This is a genomic window from Patescibacteria group bacterium (assembly GCA_041661505.1).
In the GTDB taxonomy this organism is placed as follows: Bacteria; Patescibacteriota; Patescibacteriia; order Patescibacteriales; family JBAZCA01; genus JBAZCA01.
Genome location: JBAZUF010000001.1, coordinates 116,233 through 131,850 on the forward strand (window position 1 = coordinate 116,233; position 15,618 = coordinate 131,850).

At 47.2% G+C, this 15,618-nt stretch carries 12 protein-coding genes; 3 read left to right on the forward strand and 9 right to left on the reverse strand.

Features of this window, described 5'->3' with window-relative positions; all coding sequences use genetic code 11:
* Window positions 1–39 precede the first annotated feature (39 nt).
* Entirely contained in the window at window positions 40–957 is a 918-nt protein-coding gene (locus WC715_00650) for a hypothetical protein (GenBank protein MFA6170959.1), read from the forward strand.
* Window positions 958–1,119: 162 nt separating this feature from the next.
* On the opposite strand, the gene WC715_00655 is transcribed toward WC715_00650, so the two are convergent.
* From WC715_00655 to WC715_00675, 5 genes are all read right to left on the reverse strand, one after another.
* Entirely contained in the window at window positions 1,120–2,283 is a 1,164-nt protein-coding gene (locus tag WC715_00655; protein MFA6170960.1) for a penicillin-binding transpeptidase domain-containing protein, read from the reverse strand.
* A 2-nt stretch (window positions 2,284–2,285) separates the two neighbouring features.
* The gene (locus WC715_00660) at window positions 2,286–3,173 is read right to left on the reverse strand and encodes a hypothetical protein (protein MFA6170961.1); all 888 of its coding nucleotides are present in this window, start codon (window positions 3,171–3,173) and stop codon (window positions 2,286–2,288) included.
* A gap of 26 nt (window positions 3,174–3,199) precedes the next feature.
* Window positions 3,200–3,733 carry a hypothetical protein gene (locus tag WC715_00665; GenBank protein MFA6170962.1) on the reverse strand — a complete coding sequence of 178 codons (534 nt, stop codon included), beginning with the start codon at window positions 3,731–3,733 and terminating at the stop codon, window positions 3,200–3,202.
* A 16-nt stretch (window positions 3,734–3,749) separates the two neighbouring features.
* Complete coding sequence (gene mreC, locus WC715_00670) at window positions 3,750–4,559, reverse strand: rod shape-determining protein MreC (protein ID MFA6170963.1); 810 nt, start codon at window positions 4,557–4,559, stop codon at window positions 3,750–3,752.
* A gap of 73 nt (window positions 4,560–4,632) precedes the next feature.
* Window positions 4,633–5,676 (reverse strand): rod shape-determining protein, encoded by a 1,044-nt coding sequence (locus WC715_00675; GenBank protein ID MFA6170964.1) that lies wholly within the window; start codon window positions 5,674–5,676, stop codon window positions 4,633–4,635.
* A 420-nt stretch (window positions 5,677–6,096) separates the two neighbouring features.
* On the opposite strand from WC715_00675, the gene WC715_00680 reads away from it, so the two are divergent.
* Complete coding sequence (locus WC715_00680; protein MFA6170965.1) at window positions 6,097–7,002, forward strand: hypothetical protein; 906 nt, start codon at window positions 6,097–6,099, stop codon at window positions 7,000–7,002.
* Between the two features lie 81 nt (window positions 7,003–7,083).
* On the opposite strand, the gene WC715_00685 is transcribed toward WC715_00680, so the two are convergent.
* The 4 genes from WC715_00685 to secA form a co-directional block, all read right to left on the reverse strand.
* Window positions 7,084–7,209 (reverse strand): hypothetical protein, encoded by a 126-nt coding sequence (locus WC715_00685; GenBank protein ID MFA6170966.1) that lies wholly within the window; start codon window positions 7,207–7,209, stop codon window positions 7,084–7,086.
* Window positions 7,210–7,308: 99 nt separating this feature from the next.
* Window positions 7,309–8,292, reverse strand: coding sequence for a protein translocase subunit SecF (gene secF, locus WC715_00690; GenBank protein MFA6170967.1), 984 nt, complete (start codon window positions 8,290–8,292; stop codon window positions 7,309–7,311).
* Window positions 8,293–8,351: 59 nt separating this feature from the next.
* Entirely contained in the window at window positions 8,352–10,421 is a 2,070-nt protein-coding gene (gene secD / locus WC715_00695; GenBank protein ID MFA6170968.1) for a protein translocase subunit SecD, read from the reverse strand.
* 139 nt (window positions 10,422–10,560) lie between these two features.
* Window positions 10,561–13,263: a preprotein translocase subunit SecA gene (gene secA, locus WC715_00700; GenBank protein ID MFA6170969.1), complete on the reverse strand. Its 2,703-nt coding sequence runs from the start codon at window positions 13,261–13,263 to the stop codon at window positions 10,561–10,563.
* A gap of 195 nt (window positions 13,264–13,458) precedes the next feature.
* Between secA and WC715_00705 the strand changes: the two genes are divergently transcribed.
* A complete protein-coding gene (locus WC715_00705) occupies window positions 13,459–15,564 on the forward strand; it encodes a hypothetical protein (protein ID MFA6170970.1) in 2,106 nt (701 codons plus the stop codon).
* Window positions 15,565–15,618: the final 54 nt, after the last annotated feature.

The following is a 15,618-nucleotide window of genomic DNA, read 5'->3' on the forward strand; positions in this document are numbered from 1 at the left end:
TGTTTTTTCAACTGCAAACTCTATCTTAAAGGACGGAAAATGAAGAAACGGCCGGAAGATGTCAAAGAAGCGATTATTGTAAGGTTTTGCCCGACTACCCCGACCGGGAAAAGGGCTTTGGAAATTCACAAACGCCTGGAGGCTATTAAAAGCTCTTTCCGCTGGCGACTTAAACTCGCCTTTGGGGGAGTATTCGTTATCTTATTGCCAGCCATATTGGCTAACCTGGAAAGCTTGGGAGATACGGAAAAAATCATGAACGACCGGCGACTTTACATGTACTTATTCACTTTCGAGATCGCCGTCCTGGTCGCTTTCAACATATGCTCTTGGTTTTTCAAAACCCGGAAGCAGATGCTAAATGAGGCTGAAAAATTAAGTAAAATCGGCGGCGGAGAGGTAGTTGAACATGAAATTATCAACTTTCTTATTGAGCAGGACAGCCGGCTGATAAGGCCAGTTTTTTTCTTCCTTTCTTACATGTACAGAAGAAAGAATGGGAAATCAAACCGCGGCCGGAAAGCCGAAATCGTTCAAGCGATTAAGGAGATTATGGGCGGCCGCGGCGAAACGATGATTGAAGCATACAACCATCTTTTCTCGGCTGAAGGCCGCCTGCTTCGTCCGAATAAAATCGCCTGGAACGTCTCGCCGATTCTTATAATAGCCTCTCCCTACATCAGCTATCTAGCTTATTGGTATTTCTTAAACCACGGCGCCTTGTTGGGATCGGCAACCCTCCTTATAATGATCGCACTGGTTTGCGCTATAGCCAGATGGATGAACGTGTTCAACATTACTTTGTTTTACGAGGAAATTAATCTCGTAAAAGAGATGCTTGAAAAAGGAAAAGTTACAAGAAAGGATCTCGCGCGTTTAGGCGAGATTGACCCGGATATAAAGCCGCTGGTCTGGATGCACGTGATAACCAACATCACTCCCGGCAATGAAGGCTGAAACGGATGTTGTCTAGCGGCGGACTTAAGCTGCGAACCCTTACCGCGGGGATGGCATCGTTTAATACGTTGTCCCCCGCGCTTTTTTTTAGGAAAAATAAAAACCATCACTTTTTTTAAAATGACGGCTTCGGCATCTGAATAACATTTTATGCAACCTCAATTACTTCGGCGTTGAAGTCGAATTATTGCCGGGCATAAGCATAACCGGCGTCGAGGTGGCTTCGGCACTACTGGCATCCACCGGTTTTTTATAAACTTTGTAATACCATTCCAAAAATTCTTTGGCGATCGGGACGGCGATAACATCTCCGCCGCCTCCCTCTTCAACCAGAATCGTAATTACCAATTCCGGATTGTCGTAAGGCGCGAAACCGGTAAACCAGGCATGGGTCGGCTTGGTAGTAGAGAATTGAGCGGTTCCGGTTTTGCCGGCCACCGGGACCGGAACCGATTGCAGGCTCCGGGCCGATCCGCCCGTAACCGTTTGGCGCATGCCTTCGCGGACAATCTCAATATTTTTTTTCGAAACCAATTTTTCACTGACTAAATTCCGGACGGCGTCGCTTACGACATTCCCCACAATTTTATCTTCAGAAGTTAAAACCTGGCGGATAAGATGCGGGCGGTAAAGCTTTCCGCCGTTCGCGAAAACGGAAGTATATTGGGCAACCTGCAAAGGCGTAACTAGCAAATCGCCCTGGCCGATGGAAACATGATAAGTGTCGCCAATATACCATTTTTCCCCTTTAGCTTTTTCCTTCCATTCTTTTGTCGGCAAGAAGCCGGCCGATTCGCCGGCTAAATCAATTCCGGTTTGCGCGTCCAAACCGAAAATTTTCCCGTATTTGTCGATCCGCTCCACTCCGAGCCCCTGGAAATTTTCATAACCGCCGCCGATATAGTAAAAAAACGTGTTCACTGATTCGGCTAAAGCTTTTTTTACGCTGGTTACGCCATGTCCGCCCGCTTTCCAGTCGGGAAAGAACCATTGGTTTATCCGGATGCCGCCATTTGATAAGACGGTGGTATTTTCATCAACCACCCCTTCTTCTAAAGCCGCCGCCGCGATCACCGGCTTGATAACCGAGCCGGAAGGAAACTCGCCGGAAACAGCGCGGTTAAATAGCGGCCGGTTCGGATCTTCTAATAATTTTTTATACTCATCCGCCGAAATGCCCCGCGCGAAAAGGTTGTCGTCATAAGCCGGCAGGCTGATCATAGTTAGAACTTCGCCGTTTCGCGGATCCATGATAATGGCCGAGGCTTTTTTCAAATTAGTTTTCGCGAGCCGGTTAGCGATTATTTCTTCCAGCTTCTTTTGCATATTCAAATCGATGGCCAGGACCAAATTGTTCCCGTCCTCCCCTTTTTCTTCTCCCAGAATCTTTTTTTCCTTTCCCAGGGCGTCGACTTCAATTTGTTTTTTCCGTCTTTTCCCCGAAGCTGGTTTTCCCAAAAATACTCCACTCCGTTTTTTCCGACGTAATCAATCGGCAGGTATTCAGGGCCGTATTTTTTCAATTCATCCGGGCTGATTTTTCCCGTATAGCCCAAAACATGAGACATTGAGTTGCAGTAAATATTATATTCGCGCCGGGTTTTCGATGAAAGGAAGACGCCTTTTTCTCCGGAGGCCAAAAGGTCAAGCTTGATAGCCATTTCATAAGGGATGTTGTCGGCTATGAACAAGGGCTGGTAAGCCTCGTACGACCGGCGCTTAACTGAATTTATTATGTTTAAGACATCTTCTTTTTTTACGTTTAAAATTTCCCCGATCCGGGCGGCTAACCCTTCTGTTTCTTTGGCGTCAGCCGGTAAATCCGAAGGGATGACATAAAGCATGAAATTCGCCACATTCCGGACTAAAGGCAGGTAATTCCGGTCATAAACAACTCCCCGGTTAGCAGGCAGGCGTTCAATCCGGACGCGGTTTCCCTCCGCCATCTGATAATAATAGCTTCCCTTGGCAATCTGCAGCCAGCCGGCCCGCCCCAGGATAATGGCGAGCGCCAAACCTAAAAATATATTAAAAAAACGCAAGCGCTTGAAATCAAAACTGCGGCCCAGGCTCCCTTTGGATTTGTCTTTGCCGATTAAAAAATCGTCCGACCAGGTCTCGCGGTAGCGGCCGTCCAATTTTTCAAATTTGCCTTCTTGGATTAAAAAAGGCTCATTTGAACGGGAGTTGAATTTTTTAAAACCGAAGAAATTCATTTTTTCCTTCCAGCAATTAATCCGCTTTATTTCCGCCGGACCAAAAACACCGGCTTGAAGCGATGGCTTAAATAATTGACGATATAAAAGATAACAGCGGTTAGAATAATATTTAATATTACGATGCTCGCGGCCTCCAGCCAAAAATTTACGCTAAAATCGGCTTTAATCCCGGCTCCGCTAAAATAGTTGATTATCAGTTCGATAATTTTTTGCGTAAACAGGTAAGCTAAATTGGCCAGGGCGGTTAGAGCGGCAAAGGAATATAAAGACCGGTTGGTAAAAAAACTTTTATACAAAAAATTAACGGCTATAAGGGTTAAAAATAACGATCCCAGGTGCAGGCCGAAAGGAAGAAACGAGTAGATGTCTTCAATTAGCCCGGCGCCTAAAGCAAGATACGCGGCGGCCGGAAAATCGGCTAGCGCCAAGGTGAAAATAAGCGACGCGATTATCAAATTAATTCCGGGCAAAATTCCGGGCAAACCGCTTACTAAGCCAAACTGGGCGGTTAACAGCCCGAGAACCAAAAAAAAATTTATCGCGATTTTTTTTAGCATATTTTTTTTACGCGGCCTAGGGCAAAAGCACCGATACTATCACCAGCTCATTTAAGTTAATAACCGGCTCAATCACCGCGGTTTGCCAAAGCTCGTTGGATTTTTGCTTGACTTCGGAAATCCGGCCGATAACCAGCCCGCGCGGTATCCCTTTTTCCAGGCCCGAGGTTACTATAATATCGCCGGATTTTATGCTTTCAGTCTGGGGGATATAATCCATCTTGATGGTAAGGCCCAAATCTCCCTGGGTTATGCCGACGGTTTTATTGGCGTTCTGGATCGCGGCCGCGAATTTACATTGGCCGTTGGTAGTTAAAACCAGCCGCGAAACGCGGTCTTTCACTTCCGCCACTTTACCGACGATAATTCCCTGCGAATTCATTACCGCCAGGCCGGCAGAGAGGCCGTCCACGCTTCCCTTGTTTATCGTTATTCCCTGCCCCAGATCGGAAAGCTCTCCCTGGCCGATTATCGCCGCCATGACGTACTGATATTTATTATTTTCGAAAAAACTCAAATACTTGCGCAAAGACTCGTTTTCATCCTCCAAAGTCTTCAGTTTCGCGTTGTCGACCATAAGCTGGTTTCTCTCGATTTCCATCTGGCGCATAAGCCTTACAAGGTCGCGCTTATCCATCTGCTCGTTATACTGCGTCCGGAGGCTGGTGGAAAAGGAATAAAAGCCGGAGAAAAACGGGTTGAAAATATAAGTTAAAACCGACTCGGCGGGCGAAGTTATTTTTAAAAAATGCAAAAAAATAAGCAGCCCGATAACTGCTACAAAAACGATTACTTTATTTTTTGCGATTTTAGTTTTATAGCTCATATCCAACTTACAATTATCAATCAACAATTATCAATCATTTGAAAATTGCAAATTGAATATTGATAATTGATTATTACATTTCCGCGGTTCCCGGGGTGGCGAGCTTTAAAAGAAGCGGTTCGTTGGCGAGTAGTATTCCGGTTCCGCGCACCACGCAAGTCAAAGGGTCGTCCGCCACGCGCACCGGAATTTTTATCGCCTGGGCGATTTCCTTATCAATCCCGCGAAGCATAGCGCCGCCGCCGGATAACACGATTCCGTGCTCGTAAATATCGGCGACCAGTTCGGGCGGGGTGGTTTCCAAAGTGATTTTAATATTCTCGATTATCAGGTGGATTGACCGGCCGATAGCTTCCCGAACCTGGGTGTCGTTTATTTCAATCGAGCGCGGCAGGCCATTCACTAAATCGCGGCCCCGGACGCTCATTTCGATCGGATCCTTTAGGGGCGCGGCTGACCCGACCCGGATTTTAATTTCTTCCGCCAGCTGTTCGCCGATTAAAATTCCGAATTCTTCCCGGACGTATTGGGTAATATTGTTGTCCAATTCATTGCCGGCCACATGCAGGGTTTTCCAGTTGACGACTCCGCCCAAAGATATAACGGCAATTTCGGTTGTCCCTCCGCCGATATCGACGATCATAGTCGCGGTCGCTTCGGTTACCGGCAAGCGGGCGCCGACCGCGGCGGCCATAGATTCTTCAATCAGATAAACCGTGCGGGCGCCGGCGGATTTGGTCGCGTCTTCTACTGCTTTTTTTTCCACCTCGGTAATATCCAAAGGGATGCCGATGACTACCTTTGGCCGCGGCATCAGGACGAAACTTTCCTGATGGACTTTATCGATAAAATATTTAAGCATTTTTTCCGCCACTTCAAAATCGGAAATTACGCCGTCCACCAGAGGCTTTACCGCCGTAATATGGGCCGGGGTTTTTCCAAGCATCTTTTTGGCATCGCTTCCCACGGCTAAAATTTCGTCCGTCCGCATATTAACGGCGACTACCGAAGGTTCGTTGATGCAGATTCCTTTGTCCGGCGTGTAAACCAGAGTATTGCAGGTGCCTAAATCAATTCCGATATCCTTGCTGAATTTTCCCAAAAATTTTCCAAACATACCTTTAAATAACGCGAAAATACACAACACAGAGCAGGCCAAAACCTGCTTTCCGTATAATCAGTTTACAGGAAATACCTCGGGCTTGTCAAAAGACCCGGGTCACGTTCAAAAAACCCAGGTTTATCGCCTTTCCAACTCAAGACCATCATTTAATTTTAGGCCAATATTAAATAAAACTCATCAATTGATACCCTAAAAATCCTTGACAAATATATTGAGATATGCTATATTAGTAGTTCAGTAAGACTACAAAAGCGCTTGCTGAAAAGCTTAAAAACATATCTAAAGTTCTTTAAAATTTAGGCGAGTACGCGGGTAGAAATAAGTTGGCCTTAAAGTTAGCAGACCAATTCATTCCTGCCCGCGTAATTGTGCGTCGGTAGTGCCGGTTCGCATAGCGCGAACTGCCCGATCCGTATGGACGGGATTGCAATAACTTCTAATGGAGGATCCGTGATGGACCAACAAAAGAAGGAAGGCAATGTACTTTCCGCATTGTCTTTTTCCGAGTTTTTAGGAAAGGTTTTCGCACTTGAGCAAGGCGAAGCCAACCAGTGCTTCACCGACCTTTTTAAGGTCATGAAGCGATTGGACGCTCACGAAACCAAGTCCGGAATGCCCGCTCGCTTTGAGAAGGCGCTCCGGAAAACCAAAAACGAAAGAAGAGAAGAAAAGGAAAATAAAATGAAGACTTTAGGTAAAGACATAATTTTAGGCAAGGGTCAGATATTTGCATTTACCCAGCCAGCTTGCTCGTCAAACATCGCTCACAAGACCGATATTGTTTGGCGGCTTGAGGGCGAAACCGTCTCGGGAAAAGAGCAGGCCCAAGGCTGGCTCCTCTACGAGGGGCAAAGCGCGGAAATGCTCACCAGCGTGAACACTCACGCAGGTGAATATGTTCAAGGCACCGCCACGGTAACAAACCGAGGAGGGAAGCCCGAAATTAGGAAAAATGCCGGTTCCATAATGGTTGTATGGGATCCGGAGGGGGAGATGGAATTCCCCTATCCCTTCTCTGCCGTTCTCTACGACCCTGTTACTCACGGGGAACCAAAATACGAGGACTTCTGTCCTCGCCACTGGTGGACAGAGTGGGAGGGGTTTTCAATTGCGGTCGCGGAATACATAAAGGCGACCGGGCGCGTAGACACCGGGATCAACGCCATAAAGAAATACTCCTTTATTGGCGAATACCTGGCGGTCATCGCCGCCGAACTCCATCGGGAGGGTGTGGATGTTCGCCCCCTTCTGAAAGGGGTGGGACTAGAAAAGATTTTTTCAAAGGCACTGTGCTTGGGTCGAAGAGTCCCGGCAGAATAGCCGGGTATATGTTTCTTCCAAACGTCTTTCGGCGCCGCTTAAGCCGGAGACTAGCGGACTCATAATCCGCCGCCTGTTCGTTCAAGTCTTCCGGCGATAGCCAAGCCGGAATTCCATAGCGGATACAATCCGCTCATCCAAGTTCGGGGAAGAATAGTTGACTACTCTTTCTTCCCCACTCTCCTCAACATGCAATACGAATTGCATAGTGAGGAGAAATAAAAAAACCGCTTAGCATTTTGCCGAGCGGTTTTTTGTATCTTGAAAATTTTTTGCTAGCTGATTTTTGTTGCCTTAAAACTTATTCTAACTTTTCCCCCATTTTTCCCAGAGGACAAGCATCGGCGAAGCGACAAAAATTGACGAATAAGTTCCGATAAATATTCCGATCGTTAAAGCTAGGGCAAAAGTTCTGATTGAAGCGCCGCCGAAAATTAAAACGGCGAGCAAAGTAAGGATTACGGTTAAGGAGGTATTTAGCGAACGGACTAAGGTTTGGTTTAAGCTGGTGTTGACGGTTCCTTCAAAATCCTCGTCTGAACGGGGCAAATTCTCGCGGATCCGGTCGAACACGACTATCGTATCATGGATTGAGTAGCCTAAAACGGTTAAGACGGCGGCAACGAACGGCGTATTTATTTCTATTCCGTAGAAATGGCCTAAAATCGCGAATACGCCGATGGTGATGATTACGTCATGGATCATGGCGATTAAAGCCGAAAGCCCGTATTTCCAGGATGCCACCGGCTTGGAAATCCGGCGGAAGGCTATGCTTATATAAACTACAATCGCCGCTAAAACCCAAAAGATGGCGTAAATGGCTTTTTGCTTCAGTTCTTTTCCGATAGACGGGCCGACTGAAGTGTAGCGGATTTGTTCTACCGTGTTCGCGCCCGAGGTTTCAATCTGGACGGCTCCCAAAGCCTTGTTTTCGGCCTGGATCTGGACATTCGGCTTCGCGGCCTGGCTGCCGGCTCCGGCCAGCTCTTCCAGTTTTTTCATCACCGCGTCAGCTTTTTCCTTTTCGGGATTTTGGAACCTTAAAATTACTCCGTTTTCCCCGACCGGCTGGACTGTTAAACTGCCTAAGCCTTCAGCGCCGAGCTTTTCTTCAACCTGGGTAACCGTCGGCCGCTCGCCGGAAAACTTCACTTCTAAAAGGCTTCCGCCGGTAAAATCAATGCCGAATTTTAAGCTCCACATTATTAATCCGGCCGCCGCAACTACAAAAATTATTGCCGAGATGGTTAGCCAGATGTTTTTATGCTGGACAATCTTAAAGTTGGTCATAGTAATCAATTATCAGTTAACAATTATCAATTGTAAATTTAACATTTATAATTGAAAATTTATTTGTGAACTCCGATTAACCAATTTTTCTTTTCAAGCCAGGAGGCGGGAATCAGCCTTAGGAAATTTTTGGTGATGATGATGGCTGAAAACATCGAAACCGCCACGCCGATTATTAAAGTTACGGCAAAGCCCTTGACTACGCTGGTGGTGAAAAGTATTAATATAACGCAGGTAATAATAGTAAAGAAGTTTGAATCGCGGATACTCGGCCAGGCGCGCATAAATCCTTCTTCCAAAGCGACGTCTAAAGGCTTCCCTTTTCTTAACTCTTCGCGCAAACGGGCGAAAATTAAGACGTTAGCGTCAACCGCCATTCCGATCGACATAATAAATCCGGCTAATCCGGCCAAAGTTAAAGTTACCGGCCAGAGCTTGAAAATGGCCATAACGATTAACGAATAAATCGTCAAAGCAAAAACTGCCAATAGCCCCGGGAAGCGGTAAAAAATAATCATAAAGAAGGCGACAAGCAAGAAAGCGATTAATCCGGCGTCTAAACTGGCCCTGATTGATTCTTGCCCCAGGCTCGCGCCGACAGTTTCCTGCGAGATTAAATTAATCGGAACCGGAAGCGCGCCGGCGTTTAGGCGCTGGGCCAGGAGTTTAGCTTCGGTTATAGAAAATTTTCCCGAAATCTGGGCTTTGCCGCCGGTAATTTCCTCATTAACCGTCGGTACGCTAATCGGGTAGCCGTCCAAAAATATCGCTACCGGCTTGCCTACATTCCTCTTGGTAATTTCCGCGAACATCTTGCCGCCCTCATCGTCAAACTCCAAAGCCACCTGCGGCGTATTGTCGTTCGGGTCGAATTGGACTACGGCTTTGGATAAATTCTTTCCGGTTAATTCAGTATTTTTCCAGTCGGTTTGCCCGCCGGTGTAATCGGCTTCGGACTTGGTCCGGACTAAAATATTTTTGATATTATATTCGGTAATCGGCCGCTCGGCTTCTTTAAATATTATGTGATAACCGAACTCGGTTTCCACCGGATCGGAAATCGTCCCGACTTTTTGGTTCATGGCCGTATCTTCGAAAGCTTTGACCATCTGGCCGGAAGAAAACCATCCCAAAGATCCGCCTGAAGCCGATGCCCCCGGTTCGGTTGAATTCTTTTTCGCGAGTTCCGAGAAATTTTTGGGGTTAGCCTGGGCTTTTAATTCTTTTATCTTTTTTAGGGCGTCCTCTTTTGATAAATCGCTGGTGCAGCTGGTCGCGCCCTTAAAACAAATCAAGATATGCGAAGCTTTTACTTCTTTTTCGGTTTGCTGTTCGTTAAACGGATTTTTCTTGTCGCGCTTTGCTTCCAGTTTTAATATTTCGAATCCGCCGGCAGTCTTGACTAAATCATTCGTAAATTTTCCCGGAGCTAAATTTTTTACGGCCCCGGCGATTTCCGGCTGGTCCTTTTCAGTAATCCAGCCCATGTCGCCGCCTTTATCCTTGGTGTCCGGATCTTCGGAATATTGCTTGGCTAAAGCCGAGAAATCGCCGCCGGACATAACTTTCCCTAAAGCTTCGGCTGCCTTGGCTTCGGCCTTTTTATTATAGTCGTCCATCTGTTTTTTCTGGTCAGCGGTAAGGGCCGAACCGCCGGCTTTTTCTTCTTTAAATTCCAAAATCGGAGTTTCGCCAATCATCTTAATCGCTTCATTCACGTCTTTTACTCCGGCCAGCTCCACTACTACCTGGTATTCTCCGGCGCCGGTCCGGTTGGTTTGGACTACCGGCTCGGATACGCCGAATACGTTAATCCGGCGCTCAATTACGTCCCGGACGCCCGATAGGGCGTTGGCGCGGTCAGCTGAAGCGATATTATCTACATTAGCCTGGTAGACAAGATGGGTTCCGCCCTGCAAATCCAGTCCCAGCCGGAAAGGAAATTCCTTGATTTTGGGCAGTCTTATACTATTATTGGTTTTTGCCGCCAGCCAGTCGGTTCCCTTGTTATAGTAGTTTCCGCCGGCAATTCGCCCGGCGCCGAGAGCGAGGATTAAGATTAAAACAAAAACCCAGCGGACTTTTCCGCGTTCGCCGGGCCGAATAATTGATTCGAGAATATTGGCCATATTGATGAATAAGGGTTAGATTATGCGCTTGAGCATAAATTCAGGCTCTTTTAGCGGCATTTAACAAAAAACAAAAACGCATAAAACGCATTTGTTAATATTTTATACAAGTTTTAAACAAAAATCAAGGGTCAGAATGTCATGCTCCGTGGCACTTCTTATATTTCTTTCCCGACCCGCAGGGGCATAAGTCGTTTCGGCCGATTTTTTCTCCTTCGGCGTTTAATTGCTTTCTTTGGACAAATTCCACCTTTTCGCTTCCCGCTTCTCCGGCTTTTGACATCTCTTTGGCCGGCGCCGAAAATCTTATTTGCCGGTTAGCGAGCAAGTTCTTTTGGGACTGCGCCACTTGCATGTCCCCCACTTTATATATGCTATAGACAACTTGCTTTTGGATTAGCGCGTTTAATTCATTAAACATCCGGAATGATTCTTTTTTGTATTCGATCAAAGGGTCGCGCTGGCCGTAACCCCGGAGGCCGATGCCCCGGCGCATGTAATCCATCGCTTCAAGATGCTCAATCCAGTTTAAGTCGATCGACCGCAAAAGTATTTGTTTTTCCACCTCGCGCCATTCGATGCCGGCGCCGCCAGCCGCCTGTTCCAGTTTTTCGTAGAGCCCTTTAGCCAGGCCGGAAAGATGCTCGATTATTTTCGTCCGGCCGTTCGCCTTATTCAATTTATTATTTTCACCGGCGATTTGGGTTATGTCTTCCTTTAATTTCTCCTCTACCGGAAAAATCGTTCCAGCCACCTGGTAAATTTCCTCCAAGTTCCAGACTTTCAGCAAATCCGAAGCAGTATGGAACGAAACCACCTGCTCGATTTCATTTTCAACCATTTCTAAAATCAGCTTCTTATAATCCGCGTCCGGCTCCAAAATTTCGTTTCTCCTCCGGTAAATAGATTCGCGGTGCTTGTTGATTACGTCGTCGTATTCAACCAAATGCTTTCTTGTATCAAAATTGTTAGCCTCGACTTTTTTTTGCGCCGATTCAATTGACTTTGAAATCAATTTATTTTCAATCGGCATGTCTTCAGGAACGCGCAAGGTCGTCATCATGCTTTTCATCCGATCGCCGCCGAAGATGCGCATTAAGTCGTCTTCCAAAGAAACAAAAAACAAGCTCGAGCCCGGATCGCCTTGGCGGCCGGCCCGGCCCCGCAGCTGGTTGTCGATGCGGCGCGCTTCGTGGCGCTCGGTGCCGACTACGTGCAGTCCGCCCAGTTCTAAAACTTTTTTTTGCTCTTCGGGATTAGCCGGGTTCCCGCCTAAGATAATATCGACGCCGCGGCCGGCCATATTGGTAGCAATCGTTATCGCGCCCAGCCGCCCGGCTTGGGCGATGAACATAGCTTCTTTTTCGTGGTTTTTCGCGTTTAAAACGTTCGGCCGGAGCCCTTCCCGCTCCATCATCCCGGCTAAAACTTCGTTTTTTTCAATAGAAATCGTACCGACTAAAACCGGCTGGCCTTTTTCGCTCCGCTCTTTTACTTCGCGCACCACCGCCTGGTATTTTGCTTCTTCAGTCTTGAAAATTAAATCATTATTATCTTTTCTTATCATCGGCCGGTGGGTTGGAATGACGATGGTTTCCAGATTATAAATTTTATAAAACTCTTCCGCTTCGGTTAGGGCCGTACCGGTCATGCCGGCCAGTTTTATATACATGCGGAAATAATTTTGAAAAGTAATGGTCGCGAGAGTCTGTGATTCGCGCTGGACGTTTACGCCTTCCTTAGCTTCAATAGCCTGGTGCAAGCCTTCGGAATACCGGCGGCCGTGCATCATCCGCCCGGTAAATTCGTCGACGATTATCACTTCCCCGTCTTTTACGACGTAATCTTTGTCGCGCTTAAATAAAACCCGGGCTTTCAGGGCCTGCTCGATATGGTGCACTTCCTTTACTCCGCCGGCAGTATAAATATTCTGGACATTCAAAAACTTTTCCATTTTATGGATTCCTTCTTCGGTCAAAGTGGCCGCCCGCATTTTTTCGTCGACGTTATAATCTTCATTTTCCGCGAGCCGGCCGACCAGTTCGGAAAACTTGAAATATTTATCAGTCGATTCTTCGGCCGGAGCGGAAATTATCAAAGGCGTCCGGGCTTCGTCGATTAAAATCGAATCGACTTCATCGACGATGGCGTAATACAAGCCGCGCTGGACTTTGTCGTCCAGGCGCACGACCATGTTATCGCGCAAATAATCAAAACCGTATTCGTTATTAGTACCGTAAGTAATGTCCGCCCGGTAAGCCTCGCCCCGCTCGACCGGCATAAGATGCATTAAGCGGTCGTCGAATTTTGATTCGTCTTTGTAACCCAGGCTGTAAACATATCCGGCCTCATGGGCGATTACGCCGGTGGCCATTCCGAGAGCATCGTAAAGCGGCGCCATCCAGCCGGCGCCGACTTTGGCCAAATAATCATTGACGGTAATTAAATGCGCCCCTTTGCCGGCTAAAGCGTTTAAATACAAGGGCAAGGTCGCCACCAAAGTTTTTCCTTCTCCGGTCCGCATTTCCGCGATTTGTCCGCGGTGCAAAATTATCCCGCCGATTAATTGGACGTCGTAATGCCTTTGTCCGATTTTTCTTTTGGCCGCTTCGCGCACTGCCGCGAACGCTTCCGGCAGGATTTCGTCCAAAGCTGACTTTTCTTCCATCTTTTTCTTTAACTCTTCCAGCCGCGCGCGCAAAGCCGCGGTCGTCAGCCGCAAATCTTCATCCGATAAGGCCTGGTATTTTTCTTCCAGGCTGTTAATCTGGCCGACGATCGGCCGCAAAGCTTTCATGGTCTTTTCGTTCGGGTCGCCCAATAGTTTTGATAATATTCCCATATAAAAATACAATAAGCTTTTGCCTATTATTGTTTACTTTCGTTAATCTTTTATTAAACCATTATAATCCCTTTGGGCTGAAAAATCAACCGCCAAAAAGCCTTAAAATGGCCGAGATTCTATTCCATTCCTCCGAACCGCGCCTAAAATTGGCTCTGCTGTATATAATACTTATTTATGGTATAATATATTTATATGCGTCGCCGGCGAAAACTCCGTATTTTCTTATCCAAATCAAGGATAATTTCCTCATTAGCAATTTTGGGCGCCCTTCTAATTGTCGCCAGCGTCCAGCCCAAAGAAGAAGCGCGAACCGCCGCGCCCTGCCCGGCAACGCCGATTAATTCCTCGACTCTTTTAAAAACCTACCATTTGCTCGACTTAACCGACGGCTTTGGCGTTTCGCCCGCAAAAGACGGCGGTTTTTTTGTTGCCGGCGATACCATTCCGGCGGCGGGCATGGCGGCGCCCTACCCTTTTATTTTTAGAACCAATTTAAAAGGCGATCTTTCCTGGAGCCGCTGGTTTTCGAGCCAAAGCCTGGCTCTTGGAGCTATGTCTTCCCGGCGGATAGGCCGGATAACCGTGGAAACCTCTGACAATAATATTATCATGGCTAGCGATGTTTTGGATTTTGTTGATGAAAATAAAAAGGAGCTTTACGGCGATATTTTAGTTACCAAGCTGAACTCCAAAGGCGGCTTAATATGGTCTCTAATGCTCGGCAACCATAGCCAGGATCGGCCGCGGAAAATGTGGGCCTTGCCGGACGGCGGAGTTATGATTCTCGGACGCTTTTTAAAAACCGGCTATGGCAATGGCGACGGCGATACGGATACCATTCCCAGATACAGCGCGCTTATTAAAGTTGATAAAAACGGCAAGGTGCAGACAGCTAAAAAATTCGGTTGGGAGGCCGAAGATATGGAAAGGCTGGCGGACGGCAGTTATATCGCCCTGGCTAATATTGAGGTTCCTAAAACCGTCCAGCCGAAAAATATTTTAGGGCCGGAAGTGGTGCCGCACGCTTTGCCGACAATAGTTAGATTGGACAGCAAGCTGAATGTAGCCTGGGCGAAAAGCCTGGAGATGATTCCGTCGGAAATAAACGCGCCCACCAGCTACGCAAGCAGTACCTTAACCATAGGAAAGACTAAAATCCGCCTGGCGGGCGGGGATTTCCGCGCGGTTAAGCCGACCCCGGACGGTGGCTTTTTGGCTTTTGGCTATGAAAATTTAATTTTAACCACCGGGCTGAACGCCGGAGTTTCCAAAGAGGTAACGAGCTTCACTGTGCGCGCTTTTATCGCCGTAAAAGTCGACAAGGCGGGTAAGTACCAATGGGCGAAAAAATTAACCGTCAATCTGCCTTCCAGCGCCGCCTCAAACGATTTTCAGGTAGTAAAAACCGCGGACAATAAATTCGTTATCATGCAGGACGTGATTCATGATCTTGCCGCCGGTTTTACAAAAACTGCCCTGGCTTCAAATATAGAGCTTATAAAAATTGACCCGGACATTAATCCCGTCTGGGTAAAAAAAATCGAGGCTGAACGGGACTTGTCCGGCTACGGCATCGCGGCGACGGCCGACAAAGGCGTCGTGATTTCGGCGAGCATGTTAACAACCAAACAGCATATGGTTATGTTGAGCCTTGAGCCTTACAAGGAAGCGGCATTAATCAAGGTGGACGTAAACGGCAAGGTCGAGGGCTATGTCGGCGCCCGCGATTTCCGCGGCGTAAGCTTGGAAGACCAAAGCCAGTATTTGGTGATGAACAGCATGGACGCCGGAAAAATCGCGGACTTAAAATTGAGCATCAATAAAAAAGTCAAGGAAAAACTTCCGGCCATAAAGAACACGGCCCGCAATATCAGCCCGTATAAAAAAAGTTTTGCAACGCCTGTTTGCTCTTTTTTAACGCAAAGCGCGTCCGGCCAGCCGGCGACCAACACGGCTAAAACCTGGGCGCTTATCAATTACGAAAATACCAAAGCGGCCGCGGTAGAGGGGGATAAAAACCAAACCGTTAATGATGAACTTTTGCCAATGCTTAACCAGCTGTTCGCGAACCAGGTTAGGCTGAAAGACAATATGAAAAGCATGTGGCTTACCTATATTTTCCCGCGCCTTGTTACCCGCGCGGACGTAGAGGCGGTAGAGAATAAATACAAAGAGCTGGGCTATAAAATTGACGAGTCCGAAGGCGGCCGCCTATACGTTTCCCGGGTCGGCCTTACATTGCACATGACTTTTTCCATCGATAATTCCATGATGGGCAAATTAGAAGTGCTGTTTTAAATTTTATTTAACTGTCATAACCATAAAATATAAAGGTCGAAGAATTTACTCACT